Raw genomic sequence first — 26,137 nt, forward strand, 5'->3', positions numbered from 1 at the left:
CGCTCAGCCCTTGAAAGCCGGCCCGGCCTCAGACGGCGATCCCGGCAGCCCGAACTGATGCCAGGCGCGGCGCAACTGCGTGTCGGAACCGAAGCCCGACTGCTCCGCCGCCCGCGTGACGCTGGCGCCCGAGGCCAGCGCCAGCTGCGCCACCGCCAGCCGCAGCCGGCGCAGGTAGGCCAGCGGCGCCACGCCCGCATGCTCCATGAACAGCCGCGTGAGATGCCGCGCCGAGGTGTGCGCCACCTCGGCCATGCGCGGCACGCTCCAGTCGGCCTGCGGCTGCTCGCTGACCGCGTCCTGCACGCGGTGCAGCGCGGCATGCAGGTGGTTGCGGTAGGCCAGGAAGGGCGACAGCTCCGGGTCTTGCGGGCCGCGCCGCAGCGCGACCACCATGGTCTGCGCGACCTGCGCCGCCAGCGCCTCGCCGCAGAGTTCGCCGATACGGTGAAGGATCAGGTCGATGCCGGTCGTCACGCCCGCGCTGCTGTAGAGCGGCGGGTCGATCACGAACACGCGGTTGGCCACCACGTCGCAGCGCGGCTCCACCGTGCGCAGTTCGCCCAGGTGATGGTGGTGCGTGGTCGCGCGCCGGCCCGCGAGCGCGCCGGCATGCGCCGCCAGCACGGCGCCGGCGCAGATCGTCACCAGCTCCAGCCGGCCGCGTTCGAAGCGCTGGCCGCGCAGCCAGTGCAGCAGGTCTTGGGTCTCCGGGTTGTCGATGGCAATGGAGTCGCCGGGCAGTCCGAGCAGCACGACCCAGCCGGGGCCGTCCCAGCTTGTGGGCAGCGGCGCGAGGCCTGTGAGCGCGATGCCGACCGAGCCCGTCGAAGTCGGGCGGGGGCTTGCGAATTCGATGGCAAAGCGCTCGGGCTGGCCCGCGGCGCGCAGCCGCTGGTTGGCGATGCGCAGCGCCTCGGCCGGGCCGGCCCAGTCGAGCACCAGGCTGCCGGGCAGGAGGACGAAGACTACGCGGATGGGCTGCTGCTGCCGGGGTTGCGGGTCCATGCGTAGTCCATCTGGCGCGCGGTGCGTTCGGCCAGCTCGCGCCCGGCCAGCCGTTCGACGAGGTGCAGGCTCATGTCGATGCCGGCGCTGATGCCGGCCGAGCTGACGATGCGGCCCGTGTCGACCCAGCGCACGTCTTCGCGCACGTCGAGCGCGGGAAACTGCGCGCGCAGGTCGGCGATGTCTTCCCAGTGGGTGGTGACGGCCTGGTCTGTCAGCACGCCGCTTGCGGCCAGCAGGAAGGCGCCGGTGCAGACCGAGGCGACGACCTGCGCGCCGGCCGCGGTCTGCGCAATCCAGCGCAGCGTGTCGGGGCTCGCCATCGGCGCATCGACCACGCCGCCGGGAACGATCAATACATCGGCCGGCGGGCTGTCCGCCAGCGCGTGGCTGGCCAGCAGCCGCAGGCCGGCGCGCGCCTGCACCGGCTGGCCCAGGGCGACCGAGGTCACCTCGAAGTGCGCCGCCGTGCCGGAGCTCATCCGCTGGCTGACCCGGCTCGCGGTGGTGAACACCTCGAAGGGGCCGGCGAAATCGAGCGCCTCGACGCCGTCGAAGGCCAGGATCACTACGCGCAGGCTGCTCATGCCACGGCCCGTTCCAGCGCCTGCGGCACGGTGCAGACGGTGGCGAAGCGGCCGTGCAGCACGGTAGCGGTGCGGGCCTTGATGTCGGCGGCGGGAAGCGGCCTGCCGTCGGGCTGGATCATGTCGAAGGTCAGGGTGGCGTCGGTCACGTAGTCGACTTCCCAGCCCAGGTCGGAGGCGTGGCGGGTGGTGGTTTCGCAGCACTGCTCGGTGCGGATGCCGCTCACGATCAGCCGGCCGATGCCGTTCTGCGTAAGCCAGATGTCGAGCCCGCTGTTGACCAGCGCGCTGTGGCGGTGCTTGGTGAAGGTGGCGGCAGCCTCGAAGTGCGCCAGCCCGGCGATGGGGCGCACATGGCCCGATTCGACCGCGAAGGGGTTGCTCGCATCCGACGGCTCGTCGGTATGGAAGACCCGCACGATCGGCAGGCCGGCCACGGCGCAGCCTTCGATCAGGGCGTTCTGGGCGCCCAGGTAGGCTGCGGCCAGGCCTTCGTTCCAGTAGGCGCGTTGGCGGAACGACTCCTGTGCGTCGATCACAATCAGACAGGTTTTCATGGCGGCGGCTCGCAAGGTGCGGAGTGGATGATGCCCCCGATTCTTTCGCGCGGCCAGCCTGTGGGCCGCTCGGCGTCGGACCAGAATCGATCAGATCCGGACATCGCTGTCCGGATGCTTTGCCGTCAGACCAGCGCGGCCGCCTGCAGCTCTTTCTTCAGGTACGCGTAGTACAGCGGCGCCGCAACCAGCCCTGCCGGGCCGAACACCGCTTCGGCCACGAACATCACGGCCAGCAGTTCCCACACGCTCATCTGCGTGCGGGCGCCGACCACCTTGGCGTTGATGACGTATTCGGCCTTGTGGATCACGATCAGGAAGATCAGGCACGCGGCCGCCGTGACCGGCGACACCGACAGCCCCACCAGCGTGATCACCGAGTTGCACACCAGGTTGCCCACGATAGGCACCAGCCCCGCCAGGAAGGTGAGGGTGATGAGCGCGGGCGTGTAGGGCAGGTGCGCGCCCCACAGCGGCATGACGAACAGCAGGAAGATGGCCGTCAGCAGCGTGTTGAAGGCGGCGATCCAGAACTGGGCCGCGACGATCTGGCCGAAGGCCTCGCCGAAGGTCTGCACGCGCTGGTGCAGTTGGTCGGCCAGCGGCAGGCGGCGCAGCGGCGCATGCGCCACGGCCGCCAGCGCGCCGACGATCAGTCCCACATAGGAAAAGAGCAGCCCGTGCAGCCAGGCGCGGCCCGCCATGGCCAGCGAGCCGGCCTGCGCGCGCAGGTAATTGGCGATCACGCGCTGGATTTCGGCCGCGCCCTCGGGCAGGTAGGCCGCGATTTCGCCGGGTAGTTTGGAGCGCAGCTCGAGCACCGTGCGCGCCGTGTAGTCGAGCAGCTCGCGGTACTGGTCGGGTGCGTCGACGATGTATTCGCGGGCCTGCGACAGCAGCACCGTGAGCAGCGCGATCGGCCCCACCAGCACCAGGATCACGGCCAGCACGTTGGCCCAGCCGATGGCCCTTTCAGGGCGCCTGCCCAGCGGCGGAATGCGCTGCAGGCCGCCCGTCAGCACGCGCGCGAACCAGCGCGTGGCCAGGAAGCCGATGCACACGCACAGCAATCCGGGCAGCAGGTGCTCCCACATCACCAGCAGGAGCGCGCCCAGCATCAGCAGGTAGCTCGCGATCATCACGCCGCGGGAGGCCGTCGGGCGGTGGAGGGGGGCCGTCGCAACGGCGGGGGTGATGGGTTGCGGCTTCTTGGCCATCCGGGGGGTGTCGCGTGCTCTGCTCAGGTTATCGGACGGAGCAGCCGGCGGTCAGCCGACGACCACCGCGGCGCCTTCGCCACGCTCGGCGATCACGCCGATTTCATGGACCGACTCGCCGGCGGCGCGCAGGGTGGCGGCGCAGGCGGCGGCTTCGGCCGCATCGATGACCACGACCATGCCGATGCCGTTGTTGAAGGTGCGGTTCATCTCGATGTCGTCGATGCCGGCCACCTTCTGCAGCCAGGCGAACAGCTCGGTCTGCGGCCAGCTGCCCTTCTTGAGGTGGGCGGCGGTGCCTTCGGGCAGCACGCGCGGAATGTTTTCCAGCAGGCCGCCGCCGGTGATGTGGGCCAGCGCCTTGATCGGGTGCTTGCCCAGCGCTTCGAGCACCGGCTTCACGTAGAGGTGGGTGGGCTCCATCACGGCTTCGCGGAAGGGCTTGCCGTCCAGCGTGGCGGGGAGGTCTGCGCCGGCGCGTTCGATCACCTTGCGCACCAGGCTGAAACCGTTGGAATGCACGCCGGCCGAGGCCAGGCCCAGCACCACGTCGCCGGGCTTGACGTTCTGGCCCGTGAGGATCTTCGATTTTTCGACCGCGCCGACCGCGAAGCCCGCCAGGTCGTATTCGCCGGCCGGGTACATGCCGGGCATTTCGGCGGTTTCGCCGCCGATCAGCGCGCAACCCGAGAGTTCGCAGCCGCGGGCGATGCCGCCGACCACGGCGGCGGCCGTGTCCACGTCGAGCTTGCCGCAGGCGAAGTAGTCGAGGAAGAAGAGGGGCTCGGCGCCCTGCACCAGCACGTCGTTGACGCTCATGGCCACCAGGTCGATGCCGACGGTGTCGTGCATGTTCCATTCGAAGGCCAGCTTGAGCTTGGTGCCCACGCCGTCGGTGCCGCTCACCAGCACCGGCTCCTTGTAGCGCTTGGGCACCTCGAACAGGGCGCCGAAGCCGCCGATGCCGGCCAGCACGCCTTCGCGCATGGTCTTCTTCGCGAGCGGCTTGATGCGGTCGACCAGTGCGTCGCCGGCATCGATGTCGACACCGGCGTCCTTGTAGCTGAGCGGGGTGGGCGTGGAGGAAGTCATGGGTGGTCGAGGTCGGAAGGACGCGAAAGGACGCGGGGAGTAGGAGCGGAAGGCGGCCCCGGTAACCATGTTGGCCGGGCCGATAGAATTCCTCACGATTTTAAGGGCCCTCGCGGCCCCCTCCATGAACCTTCCCGGGATGAAACAGCTCGCGCTCGATATCGGCATTGCGACGGGCCCCAGCTTCGACGCCTTTTTTGCCGGCCCCAACGAGGCGGCGCTGCGACACCTGCAAGTGTGGGTGGGCGGCGCCGGCGCCCCCGCGCTGCACTCGCCGGTGCCGACCTATCTGTGGGGCGAAGGCGGCAGCGGCAAGACCCATCTGCTCGAATCGGTGCGTGTCGCACTGCGCGAGCAGGGCGCCAGCGTGGGCTGGCTGCACGCGGGCCTGCTGGAGCCGCCGGAGTTCGACGAGCGCTGGGGCGCCGTCCTGCTCGACGACGTCCACCTCTACACCGCGGTGCAGCAGCACGCGGCCTTCAACTGGTTCGTCAACGCCCAGACCCTGCAGCGCGGCGTGGTTGCCGCCGGCGCCTTGCCGCCGGCCGACCTGCCGCTGCGCGAAGACCTGCGCACCCGCCTCGGCTGGGGCCACGTCTTCCACCTGCAGGTGCTGAGCGAAAGCGAACGCCGCGCGGTGCTGCGCCAGGCGGCCGACGCGCGCGGCGTGATGCTGTCCGACGACGTGCTCGACTACATGCTTCACCGCTTCAGCCGCGACCTGGGCAGCCTGATGGAGCTGCTCTCGCAGCTCGACGGCTATGCCCTGCAGACCCAACGGGCGATCACCATTCCGCTGATCCGCTCCATGCTCGAGAACGAATAAAAGAGCGAACTAGGCTTTCAACCAACAAATGATCAAGAAATTCATCGACAAGCTGCTCGGCAAGACCGCCGGCGGCGCACAGGGCAAGAGCCGCTTCGGCAAGCGCCAGGAGGTGCCGGCAGAGGTTCACAAGATCGATCCGGCCCTGGTCGACGAACGCGCGAAAAACGTGGTCACCACGCTGCAGCAGGCGGGCTTCGAGGCCTACGTGGTGGGCGGCGCGGTGCGCGACCTGCTGCTGGGGCTGCGGCCCAAGGACTTCGACGTGGCCACCAACGCCACGCCCGAGCAGGTCAAGTCGCTGTTCCGCCGCGCCTTCATCATCGGGCGGCGTTTTCGCATCGTGCACGTGGTGTACGGCCGGGGGCGCGAGCATGAGGTGATCGAGGTCTCGACCTTCCGCGCCTACATGGACAACACTGCCGCCGAGCAGGTGTCGGGCAACGAGCGCACCAGCAAGGGCGAGCTCGCGAGCATGAAGCACGCGGTGGACGCCAGCGGCCGGGTGCTGCGCGACAACGTCTGGGGCCCGCAGGAAGAAGACGCGGCGCGCCGCGACTTCACCGTCAACGCCATGTACTACGACCCGGCCAACCAGGTCGTGGTCGACTATCACAACGGCATCAAGGACGCCCAGAAGCTCACCCTGCGCATGATCGGCGACCCGGCCACGCGCTACCGCGAAGACCCGGTGCGCATCATTCGCGCCATCCGCTTCTCGGCCAAGCTCGCGGCCCTGGGCTTCAAGATGGAAGCCAAGACGGCCGCCCCGCTGGTCGAATCGAGCAAGCTGCTGGCCGACGTGCCGCAGAGTCGCCTGTTCGACGAAATGCTCAAGTTGTTGCAGACCGGCCATGCGATTGCCACGGTCGAGCAACTGAACAAGCTGGGGCTGTCCAAGGGCATCTACCCGCTGCTCGACGTGGTGGTCGAGCGTGCCGACCAGCCCTTCGTGAAAGCCGCCCTGCAGGACACCGACCGCCGCGTCGGCGAAGGCAAGCCCGTGGCGCCCAGCTTCCTGCTGGCCTGCGTGCTGTGGGCCGACGTGCGCGACGGTTGGGCTCAGCGCCAGGAAGGCCAGCGCGGCCAGCGTCCGCAGGCGCCGTTCCCGGCGCTGCAGGACGCCATCGACGACGTGTTCAACGCCCGCATCGGTGACGTGTCCGGCCGAGGCAAGCTGGCCGCCGACATGCGCGAGATCTGGATGATGCAGCCGCGCTTCGACAAGCGTACCGGCTCCACGCCCTACAGCCTGGTCGAGCAGGCGCGTTTTCGTGCTGCCTTCGACTTCATGCGCCTGCGCGCCGACGTGGGCGAGGTCAGCGAAGCGATTGCCGAGTGGTGGCAGGAATTCAGCATCGCCGACGACGTGCGCCGGCAAGACCTGCTGGAGCAGGTGCGCGAAGAACAGAAGGTGCGCCAGCGCGTGCGGGTGCGCGACACCGCTGCGCCGGCCAAGCTGCGCAATGAGCCCGCGCCTCGGCAGAATCCGCCGCAGAACCGCGGCCAGGACGCGGAACCGGACGACGAGGCTGAGGTCGAGGCCGGCGCCGTGCCGCCCGATGGCGAAGCCGCCGCACCGCGCAAGCGCCGGCGCCGCCGCAAGCCGCGTCCCGCAGGCGGTGGTGGTGAGGGTGGCGGCAGCGCCGCTGGCGAATGAGCGCGTCCGACCAGCCGAAGGACGGCAAGAAGAGCCCCGCGGCCAAGGCCAGGCCAAAGGCCGCGCCGCCGCGCACGGGAAGCAAGCCGCCATCGGCCGGTGCCCGGAGCGGCCCGCCCGCGCGCCGTGCGCCCGGCCGTGCGCCTTCGCGAGGCCCGCGCGAGGACTACCCGACCGTGCAGGCCTTCGTCGCCATCGGCGCCAACCTGGGTGATGCCGAGGCGGCCGTGAAGGCGGCCATGGACGCTCTGGGCGCCTTGCAGCGCACGCAGGTCACGGCCCGCTCGTCGCTCTACCGCAGCGCGCCGGTCGATGCGACCGGCCCCGATTTCATCAATGCCGTGGTGGCGCTGCGCACGGGGCTCGACGCCGAGCAGCTGCTCATCGCGATGCAGCGCCTGGAAGCGCAGGCCGGCCGCGAGCGGCCCTTTCCCAATGCGCCGCGCACGCTGGATCTCGACCTGCTGATGCACGGCAATTCCGTCATCAATACCCCCACTCTGACCCTGCCGCATCCACGCATGCGCGAGCGGGCCTTCGTGCTCAAGCCGCTGGCCGAGATCGCGCCGGACAAGGTGCCGCGCGTGGCGCTGTCGCGCGTTTCTGGCCAGGTCATCGAGCGCATCCGCAAGTGACCGGTAGCGGGTGGGTATCCATCCGCCGCCGTCTGGTTCGCCCTCCCATTACACTTGCGCGGTTTTTCATGACTCTGTCACACGCCTGTGGCAGGGCGAGACCCGAGATTCCAGGAGAGCGCCATGTTCGGCAAGCTGCTGCCCCGCGAGGGGAATTTTTTTGAGATGTTCAACCAGCACGCCGAGCGCATCGTCGAAGCGGCGCGGGCGTTCGAACAACTCGTGGCCAACTACAGCGACGTGCACCTGCGCGAGCAGTACAACCGCGACGTCGACAACGCCGAGCGCGCCGCCGACCGCGTGACGCACGACGTCAACCGGCTGATCCACAAGACCTTCATCACGCCCATCGACCGCGAGCAGATCCACAAGCTCATCAACACGATGGACGACGTGGCCGACCTGATCCAGGACTCCGCCGAGACCATGGCGCTGTACGACGTGCGCCACATGACCGACGAGATCGTGCGCCTCACGGCACTGAGCGTGAAGTGCTGCGACCGCCTGAAGGACGCCGTCAAGTTCCTCGGCAAGATCGCCGACCCGGCCGTGGCCGAGGCCACGCTCAAGACCTGCGAGGAGATCGACCGCCTCGAGTCGGACGCCGACCGCGTCATGCGCAGCGCCATGAGCAAGCTGTTTCGCGAGGAGCCGGATGTGCGCGAGGTCATCAAGCTCAAGGCGATCTACGAGCTGCTCGAGACGATCACCGACAAGTGCGAGGACGTGGCCAACGTGATCGAGGGCATCGTCCTCGAGAATTCCTGAGCGGGCAGCGCCGATGGCAACGGTTCAGGTCGCCCTCTGGGTGGTGATAGTGCTGGTCGCGCTCGCGATCCTGTTCGACTTCATGAACGGGTTCCACGACGCCGCCAATTCGATCGCGACGGTGGTTTCCACCGGGGTGCTCAAGCCGGGGCAGGCCGTGGTTTTCGCGGCCTTCTTCAACCTGATCGCGATCTTCATCTTCCATTTGAGCGTGGCGGCCACGGTGGGCAAGGGCATCGCCCAGCCGGGCGTGGTCGACGTGCACGTGGTGTTCGGCGCGCTGGTGGGCGCCATCAGCTGGAACCTCGTCACCTGGTACTACGGCATTCCGAGCAGCTCGTCGCATGCGCTGATCGGCGGCATCGTGGGCGCGGTGATCGCCAAGACCGGCACCGGCGGCCTCGTGGCTTCCGGCATCTGGAAGACGGTGGCCTTCATCTTCGTGTCGCCGCTGCTGGGCTTCCTGCTGGGCTCGATGATGATGGTCGTGGTGGCCTGGGGCTTCCGGCGCGCGACACCGTCGCGCGTGGACCGCTGGTTCCGCCGGCTGCAGCTGGTTTCGGCCGGTGCCTACAGCCTGGGCCACGGCGGCAACGACGCGCAGAAGACCATCGGCATCATCTGGATGCTGCTCATCGCCACCGGCTATGCCAATGCCAGCGACGCGAGCCCGCCGACCTGGACCATCGTGAGCTGCTACGCCGCGATCGCGCTGGGCACCATGTTCGGCGGCTGGCGCATCGTGAAGACGATGGGGCAGAAGATCACCAAGCTCAAGCCCGTGGGCGGCTTCTGCGCGGAGACGGGTGGGGCGCTGACGCTGTTTTTGGCCACCGCGCTGGGCATTCCGGTGTCGACCACCCACACCATTACCGGCGCCATCGTTGGCGTGGGCTCCACGCAGCGCGCGAGCGCGGTGCGCTGGGGCGTGGCGGGGAACATCGTGTGGGCCTGGATCTTCACGATCCCGGCATCCGCCTTCGTGGCGGCGATTGCCTACTGGATCAGCATGCAGCTGTTCTGAGCGGCAGCCGCCGCTGCGGCTACTGCGAAATCTTCCGCCCCTCTTCGACCTGGTGCTCGAAGTACCGCTGAAAGCTGAACACGATGCTGGCCATCAGGATCGTGCTGCCGAAAAAGAGCGACATCACCACCGCGCCGATGGTGAACCAGTTGGTGCGGCCGGGTGCTGCGTCTGCAGGGGCGCTCGCGTTGAAGCGGGCGTTCCACTTCTCGGGCGTCATGAGGCCGTAGACGATGGCCGTCAGCGCGCAACCGGCGATGGTGAACCCCAGCAGCGGAATCAGCGCCCAGCTCGCGCCGTCGTCCACGCCGTACATGCGCACGCGCTCGATGCCGTAGACGCCCAGTGCGGTGGGAATTGGCAGCAGCCAGCCGAGCCAGTCGCCCATGCCGCGCAGGTAGAAGCGGTGCAGTCCCAGCGGGCCACCGAGGAAGGTGAGCCAGGCGGCGGTGGTCTTGTTTTTCATGCGGTTTTCATTCGGGGCGGGTGGTGCTGCCTTCGCCGAGCACTTTTTCCATCAATACGACATCGCGCCATTCGCCGAACTTCCAGCCGCAGTCCTTCAGCACGCCCACGTGCGTGAAGCCCTGGCCGCGGTGCACGCCGATGGAGCCCGCGTTGGCCGAGTCGCCGATCACCGCGATCAGCTTGCGCACGCCGGCCGCCTCGGCAGCCTGCGACAGCGCGGCCAGCAGCTTGGCGCCCAGACCCTTGCCGCGTGCTGACTCGGACATGTAGATCGAGTCTTCGGCCGAAAAACGGTAGGCCGGGCGCGGCTTGAACCAGTTGCAGTAGGCAAAACCCAACACTTCGCCATTTTCTTCTGCGACCAGATACGGCAAGTTCTTGCCCAGCACGTCGGCGCGGCGCGAAGCCATGTCGGCGGGGGAGGGCGGCTCTGTTTCGAAGGTGCCGGTGCCGTGAAGCACGTGGTGGGCGTAGATGGCCGTGATGGCTGCGATGTCTTCGTCGCGGCTGGGGCGGATGGTCAGGGGCATGAGCGAAAAACGGGCGGCGCGAGGCCGGAATTCGGAAGAAAACGCGTGTCGGGCTATAATCGCGGGCTTTTCAGCGTGTCGCTGGCCGGGTGGCCATGTCGCGTGTCTCGACGCTGGAAGAACATTGTGAGCGGGCCTTTTCTTAATCCACAAGGCTTGCTGACCACCCAAGGATAAATCATGGTCGTCATTCGACTCTCCCGCGGCGGCTCCAAAGGCCGTCCGTTCTTCAACATCGTCGTGTCGGACAAGCGCGTTCGCCGCGATGGCCGTTTCATCGAGCGCCTGGGTTTCTACAACCCGACCGCCAAGGAAAACGAAGAAAGCATCCGCATCGCCCAGGACCGCCTGGCGTACTGGAAGAGCGTCGGCGCACAAGCTTCGCCCACCGTTCTGCGCCTGATCAAGCAAGCTGCCGCGGCAGCTCCCAAGGCGGCGGCCTAAGCCGCCCCGCACGGCGATGCTGCCCACACTCGAAGCCGCCGAATTGCCGGCGGATGCGATCGAAGTAGGGCGCATCGCCGATGCATGGGGAATCAAGGGCTGGTTCAAGGTCCTTCCCCACAGCGCCCAGCCCGAGGCGCTTTTTTCTTCCAAGCGCTGGTTCCTGCAGGCTCCCGGAGCCTCCGCGAGCACAGCCTTCCGGCTCGCGATCCGCGAAGCCAAAGAACATTCCGACTGCATCGTCGCGACGTCCGAGGACGTGCCCGATCGCAATGCAGCCGAAGCCCTGCGTGGCGCACGTGTTTTCGTGCCGCGCTCCAGCTTTCCCACTGCCGGCGACGACGAGTACTACTGGGTCGACCTGATCGGCTTGTCGGTGGTCAACCGCGAAGGCGTAGTGCTGGGCACAGTGCGCGAACTGCTCGCGACCGGCCCGCAGACCACGCTGGTGCTTGCCGCCGAGGAAGACGGCAAGGCCGTCGAGCGCATGGTGCCCTTCGTTTCAGTCTTCGTCGACAAGGTCGACTTGCCCGGCCGGCTCATCACGGTCGACTGGCAGCCCGATTTCTGATCGGCGCTCGCGCGGCATGCGCTTCGACGTCATCACCCTGTTTCCCGAACTGTTCGCGCCCTTCGTGGCCAGCGGCGTGACGCGCCGCGCCTACGAGTCGAAGCAGGTCGAGGTCGTACTCTGGAATCCGCGCGACTACGCGCTGGGCAACTACAGGCGCGTGGACGACCGTCCATTCGGCGGCGGGCCCGGCATGGTGATGATGGCCGAGCCGCTGGCGGCCTGCCTCGACGCGGCCCTGGCCGCACGCGGGGAGTCGGCGCCCGTGGTGCTGTTTTCGCCCATCGGCGAGGCCTTGCGGCACGAAGCGGTCGAGCGCTGGTCGGCCAGCGAGGGCGCGGTGCTGGTGTGCGGCCGCTACGAGGGCATCGACCAGCGCTTCATCGACGCGCGCATCACTCATCAGATCAGCCTTGGCGATTTCGTCCTCTCCGGCGGCGAGATCGCGGCGATGGCGTTGCTCGACGCCGTGGCCCGCCTGCAGCCGGGCGTGCTGGGCGATGAGGCGAGCCATGTGCAGGACAGCTTCAATCCCGCGCTCGACGGCCTGCTCGACTGCCCTCACTACACCCGTCCCGAGCAATGGAACGGGCAGGGCGTGCCGGCGCCGTTGCTTTCCGGCCACCATGCGCAGATCGAGCGCTGGCGCCGTGACCAGCGCCTGGCCATCACGGCCGCCCGGCGCCCTGAACTCATCGAGACGGCCCGCGCCGCCGGCCGCCTGGGCAAGGCCGATGAAGCTGTGCTGAAAAAAAAGCTATAATCGCCGGCTCCCCGATCCTCTGCCCGGCCGCGCCCGGTCTTTTAGCGGTTCTTCCGTGAAAGCCCAAAGCGCCTTTTGTGTAGCCCGACATGATCGACATCAGGAAATCATGAACCTCATCCAGACCCTCGAGCAGGAAGAAATTTCCCGCCTCGGCAAGACCATCCCCGATTTCATGCCCGGTGACACGGTCATCGTCAGCGTGAACGTCGTCGAAGGCACCCGCAAGCGCGTGCAGGCCTACGAAGGCGTCGTGATCGCCAAGCGCAATCGTGGCCTCAACAGCGGCTTCACCGTGCGCAAGATCTCCAGCGGCGAAGGCGTGGAGCGTACGTTCCAGACCTACAGCCCGCTGATCGCCAACATCGAAGTCAAGCGCCGTGGCGACGTTCGCCGCGCCAAGCTGTACTACCTGCGCGACCGCAGCGGCCGTTCGGCACGTATCAAGGAAAAGCTGCCGAGCAAGTCGACGGCTGCGTCGGCCGCTTAATAAGCAGCCCTCCTATCGTGCAAGAAAAGCCGCCGCTCTGGCGGCTTTTTGCGTTGGTGCTCCGCGCGGGACACGGCCCGAAAGACAGCGCCGCTTTTTTACGCTCTACTCCCTCTAGCCGGTTCCCCGCCACGTCATCTCTTGATCACAACCATCACCGCCATCCCCATGCAATCCGTGCCCCTCGAACCCGTCAATGCCGTGGTGCCGCCCACGCTGCTGCAGTTCGATCCGCGCGAGGCGCCTTTCGTGGATGGCAGTGATGGCTTGCCCGCGGTGCGGCACTCGCAATTGACGGCGCAAGCCCTGCGCGCGCGTTTCGCCACCCCGCCGGCCTGGACGCCCGAGCTGCGCCGCGAGCCGCGCATGATCGACCGCGCACCCGCGCAAGCGGCCGTGCTGGTGCCGATCGTGCAGCGCCCCGAGGGCGCGACCGTGCTGCTCACCGAGCGCACTACGCACCTGTCGAACCATTCCGGGCAGGTCGCGTTTCCCGGCGGCCGCGTCGATCCGGAAGACGCCAACATCTCCGCCGCCGCGTTGCGCGAGGCCTGGGAAGAGGTCGGCCTTTCCGCTCAGTTCATCGAGGTGCTGGGCAGCCTGCCGACCTACACGACCGTGACCTCGTTCATCGTCACGCCCGTGGTCGCGCTGGTGCAACCCGACTTCGAACTCACCATCAACCCCTACGAAGTGGCGCAGGCCTTCGAGGTGCCGCTCGCGTGGCTCATGGACCCCGCCAACCACCGCCGCCACGCCGTCAGCGCGACCGACGGACGCAAGCGCGAGTGGTATTCGATGCCCTACCAGGACGGGCCCGACGAGCGCTTCGTCTGGGGCGCGACGGCCGGCATGCTGCGCAATCTCTACCGTTTTCTCGCGGCCTGAATACGCTTGCGATTCGGCCTGAACCTTCAGGCTGTCTCGCTATCATCGAAGGATGAGCTTCTTTGCCATCCTGTGCGCGCTGCTGATCGAGCAGGTGCGGCCGCTGGGCCCGCACAACCCCGTGTACGGCAGCGTTCTGGCGTGGACCCGCTGGACCAGCCGCAACTTCGACGCGGGCAAGCCGCATCACGGATGGATCGCATGGGGCCTCGCGGTGTTCGTGCCCACGCTCCTCGCGCTGGGCGTGCACTGGCTGTTGGTGCTCACGCTGGGCCTGCCGTTCGCGGTGCTCTGGAGCATTGCGGTGCTCTATGTCACGCTGGGCTTCCGTCAGTTCAGCCATCACTTCACAGACATCCGCGATGCGCTCGACGAAGGCGACGAGCCGCTCGCGCGCTCGCTGCTCGCGCACTGGCAGGGCGTCGACGCTGCCGACCTGCCGCGCAGCGAGATCGTGCGCCACGTCATCGAGCATTCGGTGATCGCCGCGCACCGCCATGTGTTCGGCGTGCTCGCGTGGTTCTCGATCATCGCGGCCATCGGCCTCGGGCCGGCCGGCGCGGTGTTCTATCGCATGAGCGAGTTCGTCTCGCGCTACTGGGCGCACAAGAACGGCGCCGCGGTGCAGCCCTCGAGCGTCTCGGTGCAAGAGGCGGCGGACCGTGCCTGGCATGCGGTCGACTGGCTGCCCGCGCGCATCACGGCGCTCGGCTTCGCGGTGGTCGGCAGCTTCGAGGAAGCCATCGATTGCTGGCGCAACGATGCACAGCGCTTCCCGAACGAGAACGACGGCGTGATCCTGGCTGCGACCTCCGGCGCGGTCAACGTGCGGCTCGGCGGCGGCTCGCTGCGGCCCATTCCCACGCTCGACCCGCTGTCGCGCGCCCAGGCCGGCGATTCCATAGCCGACGGCCGTGCGCCAGACAGCGGCAGCACGCCCGGGCGCGAACCCGAACCTGCCCACCTGCGCAGCGTCGTCGGGCTGGTCTGGCGTTCGGTCGTGATGTGGATGGTGCTGCTGGCACTGCTCACGCTCGCGCGCCTGCTCGGCTGAGCCAGTCGCTCGGCAAGGAAACTTCATGACCAACCCCGCACCGGCTTTCTGGAGCCCGCGCATCGGCGCGCTCGAACCCTACGTGCCCGGCGAGCAGCCGCGCATCGCGAATCTCGTCAAGCTCAACACCAACGAGAACCCATACCCGCCTTCGCCGGGTGTCGTCGAGGCCATCCAGCGCGCCGCGGCGAGCGGGCTTGAGCTCTACCCCGACCCGACTTCGCTCGCGCTGCGCGAAGCCGTCGCGCGGCGGCACGGCCTGAGCGTCGACCAGGTGTTCGCCGGCAACGGCTCCGACGAGGTGCTGGCTCACGCCTTCTTCGCGTTCTTCCAGCAGGCCGAGCCGCTGCTGATGCCCGACGTGAGCTACAGCTTCTACAAGGTCTACGCGCAGATCTACGGCATCGCCTGCGAGCTGCAGCCGGTCGACGAGGGCTTGCGCATCGACATCGACGCCCTCGCGGCGCGCGCCCGCGGGGGCTGCGGCGGCATCGTCATCGCCAACCCGAACGCGCCCACGGGCATGGGTGTGCCGCTCTCGCGCATCGAGCAACTGCTGCAGGCCTGCCCAGACCGCGTGTTGCTGGTCGACGAGGCCTATGTCGATTTCGGCGGCGAGAGCGCGCTGCCGCTGGTCGGCAAGTACCCGAACCTGCTCGTGGTGCAGACGCTCTCCAAGTCGCGCTCGCTGGCCGGTTTGCGCGTCGGTTTCGCATGCGGCCAGCCGCATCTGATCGACGGCCTGGTGCGCGTCAAGGACAGCTTCAATTCGTACCCGATAGACCGGCTTGCGTCGGCCGGCGCGGCGGCGTCGTTCGAGGACGAGGCTGCATTCCGTGCGGCCTGCGACACGGTCATCGACACCCGCGAGGGCCTCACGCTGCAGCTCGAAGACCTGGGCTTCGAAGTGCTGCCTTCGCAGGCCAATTTCGTCTTCGCACGTCATCCGAAGCGCGACGCGGCCGAACTGGCCGCGCTGCTGCGCGAACGCGCGGTGTTGGTGCGGCATTTCAGGCAGCCGCGTATTGCGCAATATCTGCGCATCAGCATCGGCACGCGCGAGCAATGCAGCCTGCTCGTGCAACACCTGCAAGACATCCTCCACACTTCCGCGCCATGAAGGAAACCCAGGCGATGCCGACCATCGACACCGACCCGCGCTCTGTCGCCTGCGCCAGCTTCTGGCAAGCCGTGAGCAGCCAACTGGAGAGCCTGCGCGCATTGCCTGGGCGTGAGCTGATGGAGGCCTTGAACGGCCTGCTGGAGCCGTCCTTTCCGAAACTTGCCGTGGAGGTGGCGGGTGATTCGCCCGCATTCACGCTCGTGGTCACGGCGCATGGATCGGTGGAAGACTTCGATGACGTGATGGTGCTCGTGCAGAGCGCGCCCGCGCTGCCGCAGGTGAGTGTCGAAGCCTTCCGCCAGCGCATGGGCAAGGGCTTCAGCATCCGCATGGACGACTTCGAGCTCTCCAGCGCCGACGTGCTGGTGAAGCACGAGCGCTACAAGGGCCTGGTGGCGCTGGAAATCGGCTTTGCCAAGCCCATTCCCATGGACATGCAGGACCATGCCCGCCACATGAGCCTGATCATGCTCGACCACATCCTGGGCGAGTACGACACGGCCATCAAGGTCGGGCCGGTCGACTATGTCGAGACCGCCGAGCAGGCGTCTTTCGACGGCGTGCCGCTCGATGACTTCGTACCGCTGTTCGACATCTGTTGGCGTGAGGAGCTTGGCCATACCGGCTTGTTTCCGGTGGGTGAGCACGCGTGGTCCGCGCTGAGCGCCACGCGCGACACCGAAGAAGGCGACGAGATCGAACTGGTCGTGATGCGCAACGATTCGGCCGCCGCGCTGGTCGGGCGCGCCGACCTGTGCCACCGGCTATCGGCTGCGGTGCCGGTCGAGTCAGGCGAGGAGCTGGAGGAAGCGCGTGTCTTCGGCGATCAGCTGACGGCGCTGCTGCAGACGCATGAAGACGGCTGCTGCACGCACGTCGTGTTGGAAAACGGCGTGCGCACCATCAACTTTCACGTGGCGCACCCCGAGGCGGCCATCGTGCATGCGCAATCCATCCAGGAAAACTCGGAACTGCCGGTAACGCTCGACCTGGCCTTCGACCCGACCTGGAACTCGTACCGGACCTGGGTCAGCTGAGGGGACTCAGTACCGCTTCTGGCTCAGTTCGGCGAACAGCTCGCCGTAGATCTTGTAGCGGCTCGCGCTGATGGCGCCGGTGCCGTCCGCCGAAGCGACATTCGCGATCACGCCGCAGCCGGGCTCGTGCAGATGGGTGCAGTTGTAGAACTTGCAGTCGTTCGCGTGCTCGGCGATGTCGGGCATCAGCCCCGCGAGTTGCATCGGCGCGATGTGGTTCAGACCGAATTCCTGAAAGCCCGGCGAGTCGATCAGGCCGGTGGTGCGGGCCTCGTCGATCCAATACCAGGTGGTGCTGGTGGTCGTGTGCTTGCCCGAGTTCAGCGCCTGTGAAATCTCCTGGGTCAGCACGCTCGCGCCCGGCACCAGCAGGTTGGTCAGCGTGCTCTTGCCCGATCCGGAGGGGCCGAGCACCAGGGTCGACTTGCCCGACAGCAGCTTCATCAGCGAGGCGTAATCAGCTTCGCCCGAGGCCTTAAGCGACAGCGGCAGCACGCCGTGGTGCATGCGGCGGTACGGCGCCAACTTGGCCCAGGCGCGCTCGAAGGGCTCGACCAGATCGCTCTTGTTGAGCGCGATGATCGGCTGGATGCGCTCGGCCTCCGCCGCGATCAGCGCGCGCGCCAGTTGATGTTCGGAAAACTCCGGTTCGGCCGCGATCAGGATCAGCACATGGTCGAGATTGGCCGCGAACGACTTGGTGCGGATCTCGTCCTGCCGGTAGAACAGGTTGCGGCGCGGCAGCACCTGCTCGATGGTGCCTTCGTCTTCGCTGGCCTGCCAGTGCACGCGGTCGCCGACCACGGCCTGGCTCTTCTTTCCGCGCGGATGGCAGATCAGCCGTTCGCCGGTGGGTGTCTCGACCAGGCAATGACGCCCGTGGCTGGCGACGACGAGGCCGTCCTGGAGTGCCTTTGCAGCAGATGCGGCTGCTGCCGGCGCGGCGCGGCGGCCCGGCTTAGCCAAGGGCAGGTACCGTCATGCGGCAGCGGCGGCCGGAGCGGCCACCAGCGCGTCGGCTTGGCGCGCGCAGTCGAAGTCGGTGGCGGACAGGCCGCTCACGTCGTGCGTGTTGAAGCGCACCACGCAGCGGTTGTAGTGGACCGACAGGTCGGGGTGATGGTCCTGCGTGTGCGCCACCATGGCCAGTGCGTTCACGAAGGCGATGGTCTCGAAGTAGTTGGCGAAGGTGAAGGTCTTCTCGATGGCCACATCGGCGCCGTCGCCGGTGAGCTTCCAGCCGTCCAGGCGCGCGAGGCCGGCGACGATCTCGGTGGCGCTCAGCGCCTTGCGGGGAGGAAGACTCTTCCAGTCTTTGGGCTTGAACATGCTGCTCATGAGGGACTTCTTCTGAATGAGGTGATGGGGTCAGGCGGCCGTCATGCGCGCAAGGCGCTCCGAGGCCGGCGGGTGCGAATAGTAGAAGCTGACGAACACCGGGTCCGGCGTGAGCGTCGACGCGTTGTCCTGATAGAGCTTGAGCAGCGCGGCCGACAGGTCGGCGCCGCTGGTCTGCGCTACGGCGTAGGCGTCGGCCTCGAATTCGTGCTTGCGCGAGAGCCGCGCGGGCAGCGGCGCCACGAAGAAGCCGAACACCGGCACCGCGAGCATGAACAGCAGCAGAGCCAGCGCGCTGTTCGGTGCCGCCATGTTGGGCTGCACACCCAGGCCTGTGTAGAACCAGACCTGTGTCGACACCCAGCCCAGCAGCGCGAAGCCGGCCAGGCTCAGTGCAAACATGGCGACCAGCCGCTTCACGATGTGGCGGTGCTTGAAGTGGCCAAGCTCGTGCGCCAGCACCGCCTCGACTTCGCCGGCGTTGAGCTGGCGCAGCAGCGTGTCGTAGAACACCACGCGCTTGCTGGCGCCGAAGCCGGTGAAGTAGGCGTTGGCATGCGCGCTGCGCGTGCTGCCGTCCATCACGAACAGGCCCTTGGCGGCAAAGCCGCAGCGCTTCATGAGAGCAGTGACACGGGCCTTCAGCGTGGGGTCGTCGAGCGGTTTGAACTTGTTGAACAGTGGCGCGATGAAGGTCGGGTAGATCAGCATCAGCAGCAGATTGAAGCCCATCCACGCACCCCAGGCCCAGAGCCACCACAGCTGGCCGGCGGCGCTCATGAGCCAGAGAATGAGCGCCGCGATCGGCAACCCGATCACCGCGCCCAGCAGCGTCGACTTGACCGTGTCTGCCAGCCAGAGCTTCCAGGTCATCTTGTTGAAGCCGAAGCGCTCTTCGAGCCGGAAGGTCTGCCAGAGCGTGAAGGGCAGTTCCAGCAGCCCGCCGATGGCCGCGAAAGCCGCCAGCAGCGCCAGTTGCTGCACCATGCCGCCCCCGATCCATGCCAGCAGCAGCTTGTTGAGCATGTCCAGCCCGCCGAGCAGCGTCCAACCGAGCAGCAGGGCGGTGCCCCAGGCCATTTCGATCAGGCCGAAGCGCGCCTTGGCGATGGTGTAGTCGGCCGCCTTCTGGTGGGCGGCGAGGGTGATGGTCTGTGCAAAGGCGGCCGGCACGGTGCCGCGATGCCGCGCCACGTGGCGCACCTGCCGGGAGGCGAGCCAGAACTTCACGAGCAGCCCCGCAACCAGCGCGACCGCGAAAGCAATGGTGAAGATGAGCGAATAGGACATAGGAGCGGCGAGTTTAGCCCTCGCTATCTGGGGCCGCAGCCCTTCGACGACAATCCTGCGATGCCCGAATCCCTTGACCCGACGCCCCCGGCCGCCGTGCCCACCCTCAAGAAAAGCGACCAGAACCTGGTCTGGCTCGACTGCGAAATGAGCGGCCTCGACCCCGAGAAAGAGCGCCTGCTCGAAATCGCGGTGGTCGTCACCGGCCCCGACCTCACACCCCGCATCGACGGCCCCGTGCTCGTCATCCACCAGAGCGACGTCGTGCTCGACGGCATGGATGCCTGGAACAAGGGCACCCACGGGCGCAGCGGCCTGATCGACAAGGTCAAGGCTTCCACGCTCGACGAAGCCGCGGCCGAGCAGCAATTGCTGGAATTCATCGCCAAATACATCCCGCGCAGCGGTTCGCCCATGTGCGGCAACACCATCGGGCAGGACCGGCGCTTCCTGGTCAAATACATGCCCAAGCTCGAGGCGTATTTCCACTACCGCAACCTCGACGTCAGCACGCTGAAGGAGCTGGCCAAGCGCTGGAAACCGGCGGCCTACAGCAGCTTCAAGAAGCAGCAGGCGCACACGGCCCTGGCCGACGTGCACGAGTCCATCGAGGAACTGGCGCACTACCGCGAAACCTTCCTGCGTTTGGCAGATTGATGGCGATTAGGTAAAAACCCGAATTCGTGCCATAATTGCGGGCTTCGCTGATCGGGCCATGTGTTTCAAGCCCGGCCAGCGTCTCTTGCATCTCCCTATCTTGCACACCGCGCCCGATCGCATTAGCTGATCAAAAAGGGCCGCAGCCCCAGGTGAAAGCCTGAAGCTGAATGTCGTTGGATGGTTGATGTTTTTAACCACCAACGGGGCGCCGCCTACGGCAGCGCTCGCGTTTGAGATTGACATTCATGACCGACGCTTTTGAAGCGCAGGGCGAGTTCGCGCCTGTGCAATCCGCTACCAACAACGAGTTCACCGCTGCCGTGGACACCGTTTCCGAGGCTCCCATCCTCGAGGCGCTCGACGCCGCCGCTCCCGAAGCGGCCGTGGCCGAAGAGCCCGCCAAGCCCAACGGCTTCATCAAGCTGGGCCTGGCGCCCGAACTGATCGCCGCCGTGGCCGACATGGGCTTCACCCAGCCCACCACCGTGCAGGAAAAGGTCATCCCGATCGCCATGGGCGAGCAGGCCGGCGGCGCCCAATCGGCGCGCTTCGTCGACCTGATGGTGTCCAGCCAGACCGGCTCGGGCAAGACCGCAGCCTTCCTGCTGCCCGTGCTGCACACGCTGATCAAGCGCCAGGCCGAAGCCGAAGCCGAAGCCAAGGCCGAGTTCCAGCGCCTGGCCGCCGAAGCCGCCGCCCGCGGTGAAGCCGTGCCGAAGAAGCCGAAGCGCAAGGACCCGACCAACGCCCGTCACTTCAAGGCCGCCACCCCCGGCGCCCTCATCCTGTGCCCGACGCGCGAACTCGCGCAGCAGGTCGCGCATGACGCCATCGAACTGGTTCGCCACTGCCGCGGCCTGCGCATCGCCAACGTGGTGGGCGGCATGCCCTACCAGCTCCAGATCGCCCGCCTGCAGAACGCCGACCTCGTCGTCGCCACGCCGGGCCGCCTGCTCGACCTGCAGCGCTCGATGCAGATCAAGCTCGACCAGGTCAAGTTCCTGGTGGTCGACGAAGCCGACCGCATGCTCGACCTCGGCTTTGCCGACGACCTGGCGGAAGTCAACCAGCTCACCATCGAGCGCCAGCAGACCATGATGTTCAGCGCCACCTTCGCGCCGCGCATCCAGCAACTGGCCACCCGCGTGATGCGCGAGCCGCAGCGCGTGACCATCGACAGCCCGCAGGAAAAGCACGCCAACATCAAGCAGGTGCTGTTCTGGGCCGACAACGCCCAGCACAAGCGCAAGCTGCTCGACCACTGGCTGCGCGACACCAGCATCAACCAGGCCATCGTGTTCGCGAGCACGCAAGTCGAGTGCGACGGCCTCGCCAATGACCTGCAGCAAGACGGCTTCAGCGCCGTGGCGCTGCACGGTGCCCTGAGCCAGGGCCTGCGCAACCGCCGCCTGATGGCGCTGCGCCAGGGCCAGGTCCAGATCCTGGTGGCCACCGACGTCGCTGCCCGCGGCATCGACGTGCCGACCATCACCCACGTCTTCAACTTCGGCCTGCCGATGAAGGCCGAGGACTACACCCACCGCATCGGCCGCACCGGCCGTGCCGGTCGCGATGGCCTGGCCATCACGTTCGCCGAGTTCCGCGATCGCCGCAAGATCATGGACATCGAGCACTACAGCCGCCAGCAGTTCAAGGCGGAAGTGGTGCCGGGCATGGAGCCGCAACAGCGCATGCCGCAATCGCGTCCGCAGGGTGACTTCGGCGGCCGCGGCCGTGACAACCATTCGCGCGACCGCAAGTTCGGTGGCGGCGGTGGTGGCCACCGCGGTGGCAATGGCGGTGGCTTCGGCGGCGGCAACAGCAACTACGCTGGCGCCAGCGGCTTCAACGACCGCGGTTCGCGCGCTCCCGGCCCGCGTACTGGCGGCTTCGGCGGCCAGAACGCCGGTTTCGGCGGCGGCCGTGACGAAGGCAACGGTGGCGGCGGTTACGGCCGCAAGCCGGGCTGGGGCGACAGCGCCCCGCGCGGCGGCAACGGCGGTGGTCGTGGCGACTTCGCTCCCCGCGAAGGTTTCGCGCCCCGCGGCAACGGTGCCGGCCACGGCGGCCCGGGCAAGGTGTTCGTGCCCCGCGACGCGCAAAAGCGTGCGTTCAAGCCCAGCCGCTGAACCCGCTTGCCGGGCGGCCTGACGGCCGTCCCGCTCCAAGAAAGCCCGCGCTTCTCACGAACGCGGGCTTTTTCATTTCGGGTTTCCGAGCAGGCCGGTGCCGTCGAATTTGATTGACACCGGAATCTATGAAAAGTAATGTAATGGCGCATTGCTTCCCCGGGTCCGTCCTGCGGCCGCCGGTTCATCGACACCTGCTTTTCGACTTTCGACATGAAAATTGCGATTCTTGGGGGTGGTCACGGCGCCTATGCGGCCGCCGCCGACCTGTCTGAAACCGGCCACGAAGTGCGCCTGTGGCGCCGCGACGCCGCCGCGCTGGAACCCGTTGTCCGGGCCGGATCGATCACGCTGAAAGACGCTGCCGGCGCACGGGAAGTGCCGATCGCGCTCGCCACCGCGGACATCGGCGCGGCCCTGAAAGACGCCGAACTCATCGTCATTCCCACGCCCGCGATCGCCCAGCACGACATCGCGCTCGCGATGGCGCCGCACCTAGTCGACGGGCAGGTCGTGTTCCTGCCGCCGGGCACCTTCGGCAGCTACGTGATGGCCAGGACGGTGAAAGACGCCGGCAGCCGCGCCGACGTCGCCTGGGCCGAGACCGGCACCTTGCCTTACCTGGCGCGCAAGCACGGCGAGCGCGAGGTCAACGTCACCATCCGGGCGATCCGGCTGCCCACGGGCGTGTATCCGGCCCGCAAGGAAGCGCAGGCCATCGAGGTGATTCGCCGCGCCTACCCGTCGGTGCATGGCTGCGGCGACGCGCTCTCGGGCGCCCTCATGAACGCCGGCCCCGTCATCCATCCGCCGCTGATGGTGATGAATGCCGCGCCGCTGCAGCACTTCGAACGCTGGGACATCCACAACGAAGGCACGCAGCGCGCGGTGCGCGACGTGACCGACCGGCTCGACCAGGAACGCATCGCCGTGCGCGAGGCCTTCGGGCAGGGCGCGCCGCACTATCCGTTGGCCGACCACTACAACAACGACCGTTGGATGTATGGCGACGCGCACAAGCAGCTGGTCAAGTCGGGCGACTGGCGCGAGAACATCGACCTGCACACGCACCGCTACATCACGGAAGACACCGAACTCGGCCTCGCCTTCCTGGCTTCTGCCGCGCGTCATGCGGGCGTCGATGCGCCCATCGCGCATGGCCTGCTGGCCATCGTCGGAGGCTTCCTCGGCCGCGACCTGCGGCAAGGCCCGCGCACCTTCGAAAGCCTGGGCCTCTCCGGCCTGAGCGCAACGCAGCTCAAGCAGAGGCTGCACGATGGCGAATGAGGCCGCACTGCCGCGATTCGCCGCCGTCGGCGCGGGCCGCATGGGGCGGGGCATCGCCATCGCGTTCGCCTATGCCGGGCACCGCATCTCGCTGATCGACCTGCGCCCGCGCGGCGCCGAAGCCTGGCAGCGTCTGCTCGACGAAGCCAAGGCCGAAATCGAAGCCAGCCTCTCGGGCCTGGCGCAGCTTGGCGTGATCGACGCAGCGCAGATCGAGCGCATCGCCGCGCGCGTGGATTTCGTCGATGCCGCGGCCGCACCTCGCGCGCTGGCCGCTGCCGAACTCGTGTTCGAGGGCGTGCCCGAAACCATCGAAGCCAAGCGCGAAGCCTTCGAGCACATCAACCGCCATTGCCGCGACGACGCCATCCTCACCTCGACCACCAGCAGCATCCTGGTAACGCAGCTGGCCGCGTTCGTGAGGCTGCCAGAGCGCTTCCTCAACATGCACTGGCTCAACCCCGCCTATGTGATCCCGGTGGTGGAGCTGAGCTGCCATCCCGGCACCGATGCCGCCGTGCTCGCTCGCACCAAGGCGCTGATGGAGCAGATCGGCAAGCTGCCCGTGGTCTGCGGTGCGTCGCCCGGATACATCGTGCCGCGCCTGCAGGCGCTGGTGATGAACGAGGCAGCCCGCATGATCGAGGAGGGCGCCGCCACCGCCGAGGAAATCGACAAGGCCACGCGCTACGGCCTGGGCCTTCGCTTCGCGGCGCTGGGCGTGGTCGAGTTCATCGACTTCGGCGGCTGCGACATCCTGCACCATGCGAGCCGCGAGATGTCGGCATCGCTCGACAAGGGGCGCTACACGGCGCCCGCCATCGTCGGGCGCATGGTCGAGGAGGGGCGGCTGGGCCTGAAGAGCGGCAGCGGCTTCTACGACTATGAAGGCCGCGACATCGGTGCCTATCGGCGCGACGTGCTGTCGCGCACGCTCGGCGAACTGCGACATGCGGGCCTGTGGCGCGCACCCGCCGACGAGACGCAGCCATGACCACCATCCGCCGTGCCTTTGCCGACCTGTCGGTGGGGCAGGTGCACTACGCCGAATGCGGCGGCCATGATGCGCGCGCCGTGCTGCTGTTGCACCAGTCGCCGCGCAGCTGGGCCGAGTACCGCGCAGTGCTGCCGCTTCTGGGCGCGCATCGCCGGGCCATTGCCATGGACACGGCCGGCTTCGGCGATTCCTCGGACGGCGGCGTGCCCGCGAGCATCGAGCAATGGGCGCGCGTTGCCTGCGAACTGCTCGATGCATTGGGCATCGCGCAGGTCGATGTAGTCGGCCATCACACAGGCGGCGTCGTGGCGATCGAGCTTGCGGCGGCGTTCCCCGATCGTGTTCACAGCCTCGTGCTGTCTTCGACACCCTATACCGACGAGCCATTCCGCCGTGCGCGCGCGCAACGCCCGCCCATCGACGAAGTCGCACCCAGTGAAGACGGCAGCCATCTCGCCGCGCTGTGGCGGAAGCGCCAGGGTTTCTATCCGGCCGGGCGGCCTGAGCTGCTCGAAGCCTTCGTGCTGGACGCATTGAAGGTCGGCCGTCGCGTCGAGGAAGGCCACCGCGCGGTGGCCTCCTACCGCATGGAAGACCGCATCGGCCGCATCACGCAACCCACGCTGATCGTTCGTGCCACCGAAGATCCCTTTGCCGCGCCGCATGCGGTGGAGTTGCAGCACCACCTGCCGCATGCCCGCATCGTCGACATCGAAGGCGGCATGGTGCCGCTGCCCGACCAGATGCCCGAAGCCTTCGCGCGCACGGTGCTCGGCTTTCTTTCGGACTTGCCATGAAGGCGATTCGCATCCACGGCTTCGATGCGGTGCCGGTGCTGGAAGAGATGGCCGATCCGGCTGCCAGGCCTGGCCGCACTCTCGTGCGGATGGCGGCGGCGACGGTCGGCCATATCGATCGCACGGTGTGGCGCGGCAGTTTCCTGCGGCATCCGCCATTGCCTTACACGCCTGGTGTCGAGGCAGCGGGCATCGTTGTCGCGAGCGAGCGCTACGAGGTGGGTCAACGCGTGTGGCTGCGCGGAAGCGGCCTTGGCACGCTCTTCGACGGCACATGGTGCGAGTGCATCGACGCGCCAGACGAAGCACTCGGCCTACTGCCGGACGGCGTGCCGATGCCGCTGGGTGCCGCGTTCTTCTCGCCGACGACGTCGGCTTGGGTGGCATTGCACGAAGTCGCGAAGCTGCGCGCCGGAGAGCAGGTACTGGTGACGGGCGCGACCGGTGCCGTGGGTTCACTGGTGATGCAGCTCGCGCTCGAAGCAGGCTGCGTCGCCACGGCGGTGCTCCCGGATGCCGAGCCGCCACCTGTGGCCAGCGCGGACCTGCTGATAGATACAGTGGGCGGCGATGTCCTCACGAAAGTCCTGCCCTCCGTGCGGCCGGGTGGACGCGCCGTGCTGGTCGGCTACACCGCTGGCCCGACGCTGCAGTTGGACATCGCCCACTTCCTGCAACGCGATGTTGCGCTGCTGCCCTTGAACATGTTCCGGCGCGAAGCGGCAGGCCGTGCTGCCGCGCCGGAGCTGCTTGCAAGGCTGGCCGATGGCCGTTTGCATCTCGACGTGAAGCTGTTCGCGCTTGCGGATGCCGCCCTTGCCCTCGACTGGATTGCGCAACGCGGCCATCGCGGCCGGGCCGTTCTCGTGCCTCGCCTCTGAGCCTTCGAAGAAGCGC

The 26,137-nt window shown here is 67.7% G+C and carries 29 protein-coding genes; 19 read left to right on the forward strand and 10 right to left on the reverse strand.

Going from position 1 to position 26,137, the window contains the following annotated elements; genetic code table 11:
- Nucleotides 1-3: 3 nt before the first annotated feature.
- From L3V85_RS10740 to purM, 5 genes are all read right to left on the reverse strand, one after another.
- On the reverse strand, nt 4-1,008 hold the full coding sequence (locus L3V85_RS10740) for a GlxA family transcriptional regulator (RefSeq protein ID WP_237679280.1): 1,005 nt from the start codon (nt 1,006-1,008) through the stop codon (nt 4-6).
- The gene (locus L3V85_RS10745; RefSeq protein ID WP_237679281.1) at nt 969-1,595 is read right to left on the reverse strand and encodes a DJ-1/PfpI family protein; all 627 of its coding nucleotides are present in this window, start codon (nt 1,593-1,595) and stop codon (nt 969-971) included. Before L3V85_RS10745 ends, L3V85_RS10740 begins: the two co-directional genes overlap by 40 nt.
- Entirely contained in the window at nt 1,592-2,152 is a 561-nt protein-coding gene (locus L3V85_RS10750) for a cysteine hydrolase family protein (RefSeq protein WP_237679282.1), read from the reverse strand. The genes L3V85_RS10745 and L3V85_RS10750 overlap by 4 nt, the downstream gene beginning before the upstream one ends.
- A gap of 125 nt (nt 2,153-2,277) precedes the next feature.
- The gene (locus L3V85_RS10755; protein ID WP_414080206.1) at nt 2,278-3,369 is read right to left on the reverse strand and encodes an AI-2E family transporter; all 1,092 of its coding nucleotides are present in this window, start codon (nt 3,367-3,369) and stop codon (nt 2,278-2,280) included.
- 51 nt (nt 3,370-3,420) lie between these two features.
- Nucleotides 3,421-4,461: a phosphoribosylformylglycinamidine cyclo-ligase gene (gene purM / locus L3V85_RS10760; protein WP_237679283.1), complete on the reverse strand. Its 1,041-nt coding sequence runs from the start codon at nt 4,459-4,461 to the stop codon at nt 3,421-3,423.
- Nucleotides 4,462-4,600: 139 nt separating this feature from the next.
- Here purM and hda point away from each other — a divergent pair, with 139 nt between their 5' ends.
- The 5 genes from hda (at nt 4,601) to L3V85_RS10785 (ending at nt 9,374) form a co-directional block, all read left to right on the forward strand.
- The gene (gene hda, locus L3V85_RS10765) at nt 4,601-5,287 is read left to right on the forward strand and encodes a DnaA regulatory inactivator Hda (RefSeq protein WP_295173997.1); all 687 of its coding nucleotides are present in this window, start codon (nt 4,601-4,603) and stop codon (nt 5,285-5,287) included.
- A gap of 28 nt (nt 5,288-5,315) precedes the next feature.
- Nucleotides 5,316-6,947 (forward strand): polynucleotide adenylyltransferase PcnB, encoded by a 1,632-nt coding sequence (gene pcnB / locus L3V85_RS10770; RefSeq protein ID WP_237679285.1) that lies wholly within the window; start codon nt 5,316-5,318, stop codon nt 6,945-6,947.
- Nucleotides 6,944-7,582 (forward strand): 2-amino-4-hydroxy-6-hydroxymethyldihydropteridine diphosphokinase, encoded by a 639-nt coding sequence (gene folK, locus L3V85_RS10775; RefSeq protein ID WP_337250115.1) that lies wholly within the window; start codon nt 6,944-6,946, stop codon nt 7,580-7,582. The genes pcnB and folK overlap by 4 nt, the downstream gene beginning before the upstream one ends.
- Before the next feature lie 123 nt (nt 7,583-7,705).
- A complete protein-coding gene (locus L3V85_RS10780; RefSeq protein WP_012746613.1) occupies nt 7,706-8,350 on the forward strand; it encodes a DUF47 domain-containing protein in 645 nt (214 codons plus the stop codon).
- 13 nt (nt 8,351-8,363) lie between these two features.
- The gene (locus tag L3V85_RS10785; RefSeq protein ID WP_237679286.1) at nt 8,364-9,374 is read left to right on the forward strand and encodes an inorganic phosphate transporter; all 1,011 of its coding nucleotides are present in this window, start codon (nt 8,364-8,366) and stop codon (nt 9,372-9,374) included.
- 19 nt (nt 9,375-9,393) lie between these two features.
- Here the strand turns inward: L3V85_RS10785 and L3V85_RS10790 are convergent, their stop codons facing one another.
- Both L3V85_RS10790 and L3V85_RS10795 read right to left on the reverse strand, forming a co-directional pair.
- Nucleotides 9,394-9,840: a TM2 domain-containing protein gene (locus L3V85_RS10790; protein ID WP_237679287.1), complete on the reverse strand. Its 447-nt coding sequence runs from the start codon at nt 9,838-9,840 to the stop codon at nt 9,394-9,396.
- Between the two features lie 7 nt (nt 9,841-9,847).
- Nucleotides 9,848-10,372: a GNAT family N-acetyltransferase gene (locus tag L3V85_RS10795; protein ID WP_237679288.1), complete on the reverse strand. Its 525-nt coding sequence runs from the start codon at nt 10,370-10,372 to the stop codon at nt 9,848-9,850.
- 180 nt (nt 10,373-10,552) lie between these two features.
- Here L3V85_RS10795 and rpsP point away from each other — a divergent pair, with 180 nt between their 5' ends.
- The 8 genes from rpsP to L3V85_RS10835 all read left to right on the forward strand — a co-directional run bounded on the left by rpsP (nt 10,553) and on the right by L3V85_RS10835 (nt 16,742).
- Entirely contained in the window at nt 10,553-10,816 is a 264-nt protein-coding gene (gene rpsP / locus L3V85_RS10800; protein ID WP_007831311.1) for a 30S ribosomal protein S16, read from the forward strand.
- 16 nt (nt 10,817-10,832) lie between these two features.
- Entirely contained in the window at nt 10,833-11,387 is a 555-nt protein-coding gene (gene rimM / locus L3V85_RS10805; RefSeq protein ID WP_237679289.1) for a ribosome maturation factor RimM, read from the forward strand.
- 16 nt (nt 11,388-11,403) lie between these two features.
- Entirely contained in the window at nt 11,404-12,150 is a 747-nt protein-coding gene (gene trmD, locus L3V85_RS10810) for a tRNA (guanosine(37)-N1)-methyltransferase TrmD (RefSeq protein WP_237679290.1), read from the forward strand.
- Between the two features lie 109 nt (nt 12,151-12,259).
- Nucleotides 12,260-12,640, forward strand: a complete 381-nt coding sequence (gene rplS, locus L3V85_RS10815; protein WP_237679291.1) for a 50S ribosomal protein L19 — start codon at nt 12,260-12,262, stop codon at nt 12,638-12,640.
- Between the two features lie 168 nt (nt 12,641-12,808).
- The gene (locus L3V85_RS10820; RefSeq protein ID WP_237679292.1) at nt 12,809-13,528 is read left to right on the forward strand and encodes a CoA pyrophosphatase; all 720 of its coding nucleotides are present in this window, start codon (nt 12,809-12,811) and stop codon (nt 13,526-13,528) included.
- 52 nt (nt 13,529-13,580) lie between these two features.
- Nucleotides 13,581-14,582 carry a CobD/CbiB family protein gene (locus L3V85_RS10825; protein WP_237679293.1) on the forward strand — a complete coding sequence of 334 codons (1,002 nt, stop codon included), beginning with the start codon at nt 13,581-13,583 and terminating at the stop codon, nt 14,580-14,582.
- 25 nt (nt 14,583-14,607) lie between these two features.
- Nucleotides 14,608-15,702 carry a histidinol-phosphate transaminase gene (gene hisC / locus L3V85_RS10830; RefSeq protein WP_237679294.1) on the forward strand — a complete coding sequence of 365 codons (1,095 nt, stop codon included), beginning with the start codon at nt 14,608-14,610 and terminating at the stop codon, nt 15,700-15,702.
- On the forward strand, nt 15,699-16,742 hold the full coding sequence (locus L3V85_RS10835) for a hypothetical protein (protein ID WP_237679295.1): 1,044 nt from the start codon (nt 15,699-15,701) through the stop codon (nt 16,740-16,742). The genes hisC and L3V85_RS10835 overlap by 4 nt, the downstream gene beginning before the upstream one ends.
- A 6-nt stretch (nt 16,743-16,748) precedes the next feature.
- Here the strand turns inward: L3V85_RS10835 and rsgA are convergent, their stop codons facing one another.
- From rsgA to L3V85_RS10850, 3 genes are read right to left on the reverse strand one after another with little or no spacing between them, the layout of a single operon-like run.
- Nucleotides 16,749-17,708 carry a ribosome small subunit-dependent GTPase A gene (rsgA, locus tag L3V85_RS10840; RefSeq protein WP_237679296.1) on the reverse strand — a complete coding sequence of 320 codons (960 nt, stop codon included), beginning with the start codon at nt 17,706-17,708 and terminating at the stop codon, nt 16,749-16,751.
- 12 nt (nt 17,709-17,720) lie between these two features.
- The gene (locus tag L3V85_RS10845; RefSeq protein ID WP_237679297.1) at nt 17,721-18,080 is read right to left on the reverse strand and encodes a 4a-hydroxytetrahydrobiopterin dehydratase; all 360 of its coding nucleotides are present in this window, start codon (nt 18,078-18,080) and stop codon (nt 17,721-17,723) included.
- Nucleotides 18,081-18,110: 30 nt separating this feature from the next.
- A complete protein-coding gene (locus L3V85_RS10850) occupies nt 18,111-19,370 on the reverse strand; it encodes a M48 family metallopeptidase (RefSeq protein ID WP_237679298.1) in 1,260 nt (419 codons plus the stop codon).
- 60 nt (nt 19,371-19,430) lie between these two features.
- Here L3V85_RS10850 and orn point away from each other — a divergent pair, with 60 nt between their 5' ends.
- The 6 genes from orn (at nt 19,431) to L3V85_RS10880 (ending at nt 26,121) form a co-directional block, all read left to right on the forward strand.
- Nucleotides 19,431-20,027, forward strand: a complete 597-nt coding sequence (orn, locus tag L3V85_RS10855; RefSeq protein WP_237679299.1) for an oligoribonuclease — start codon at nt 19,431-19,433, stop codon at nt 20,025-20,027.
- Between the two features lie 248 nt (nt 20,028-20,275).
- A complete protein-coding gene (locus L3V85_RS10860; RefSeq protein ID WP_237679300.1) occupies nt 20,276-22,159 on the forward strand; it encodes a DEAD/DEAH box helicase in 1,884 nt (627 codons plus the stop codon).
- A gap of 213 nt (nt 22,160-22,372) precedes the next feature.
- Nucleotides 22,373-23,446, forward strand: coding sequence for an NAD/NADP-dependent octopine/nopaline dehydrogenase family protein (locus tag L3V85_RS10865; protein WP_237679301.1), 1,074 nt, complete (start codon nt 22,373-22,375; stop codon nt 23,444-23,446).
- A complete protein-coding gene (locus tag L3V85_RS10870) occupies nt 23,436-24,440 on the forward strand; it encodes a 3-hydroxybutyryl-CoA dehydrogenase (protein ID WP_237679302.1) in 1,005 nt (334 codons plus the stop codon). The genes L3V85_RS10865 and L3V85_RS10870 overlap by 11 nt, the downstream gene beginning before the upstream one ends.
- Nucleotides 24,437-25,240 (forward strand): alpha/beta fold hydrolase, encoded by an 804-nt coding sequence (locus L3V85_RS10875; protein ID WP_237679303.1) that lies wholly within the window; start codon nt 24,437-24,439, stop codon nt 25,238-25,240. The genes L3V85_RS10870 and L3V85_RS10875 overlap by 4 nt, the downstream gene beginning before the upstream one ends.
- Nucleotides 25,237-26,121 (forward strand): quinone oxidoreductase family protein, encoded by an 885-nt coding sequence (locus tag L3V85_RS10880; protein ID WP_237679304.1) that lies wholly within the window; start codon nt 25,237-25,239, stop codon nt 26,119-26,121. The genes L3V85_RS10875 and L3V85_RS10880 overlap by 4 nt, the downstream gene beginning before the upstream one ends.
- Nucleotides 26,122-26,137: the final 16 nt, after the last annotated feature.

This window comes from Variovorax paradoxus (assembly GCF_022009635.1).
GTDB lineage: Bacteria > Pseudomonadota > Gammaproteobacteria > Burkholderiales > Burkholderiaceae_C > Variovorax.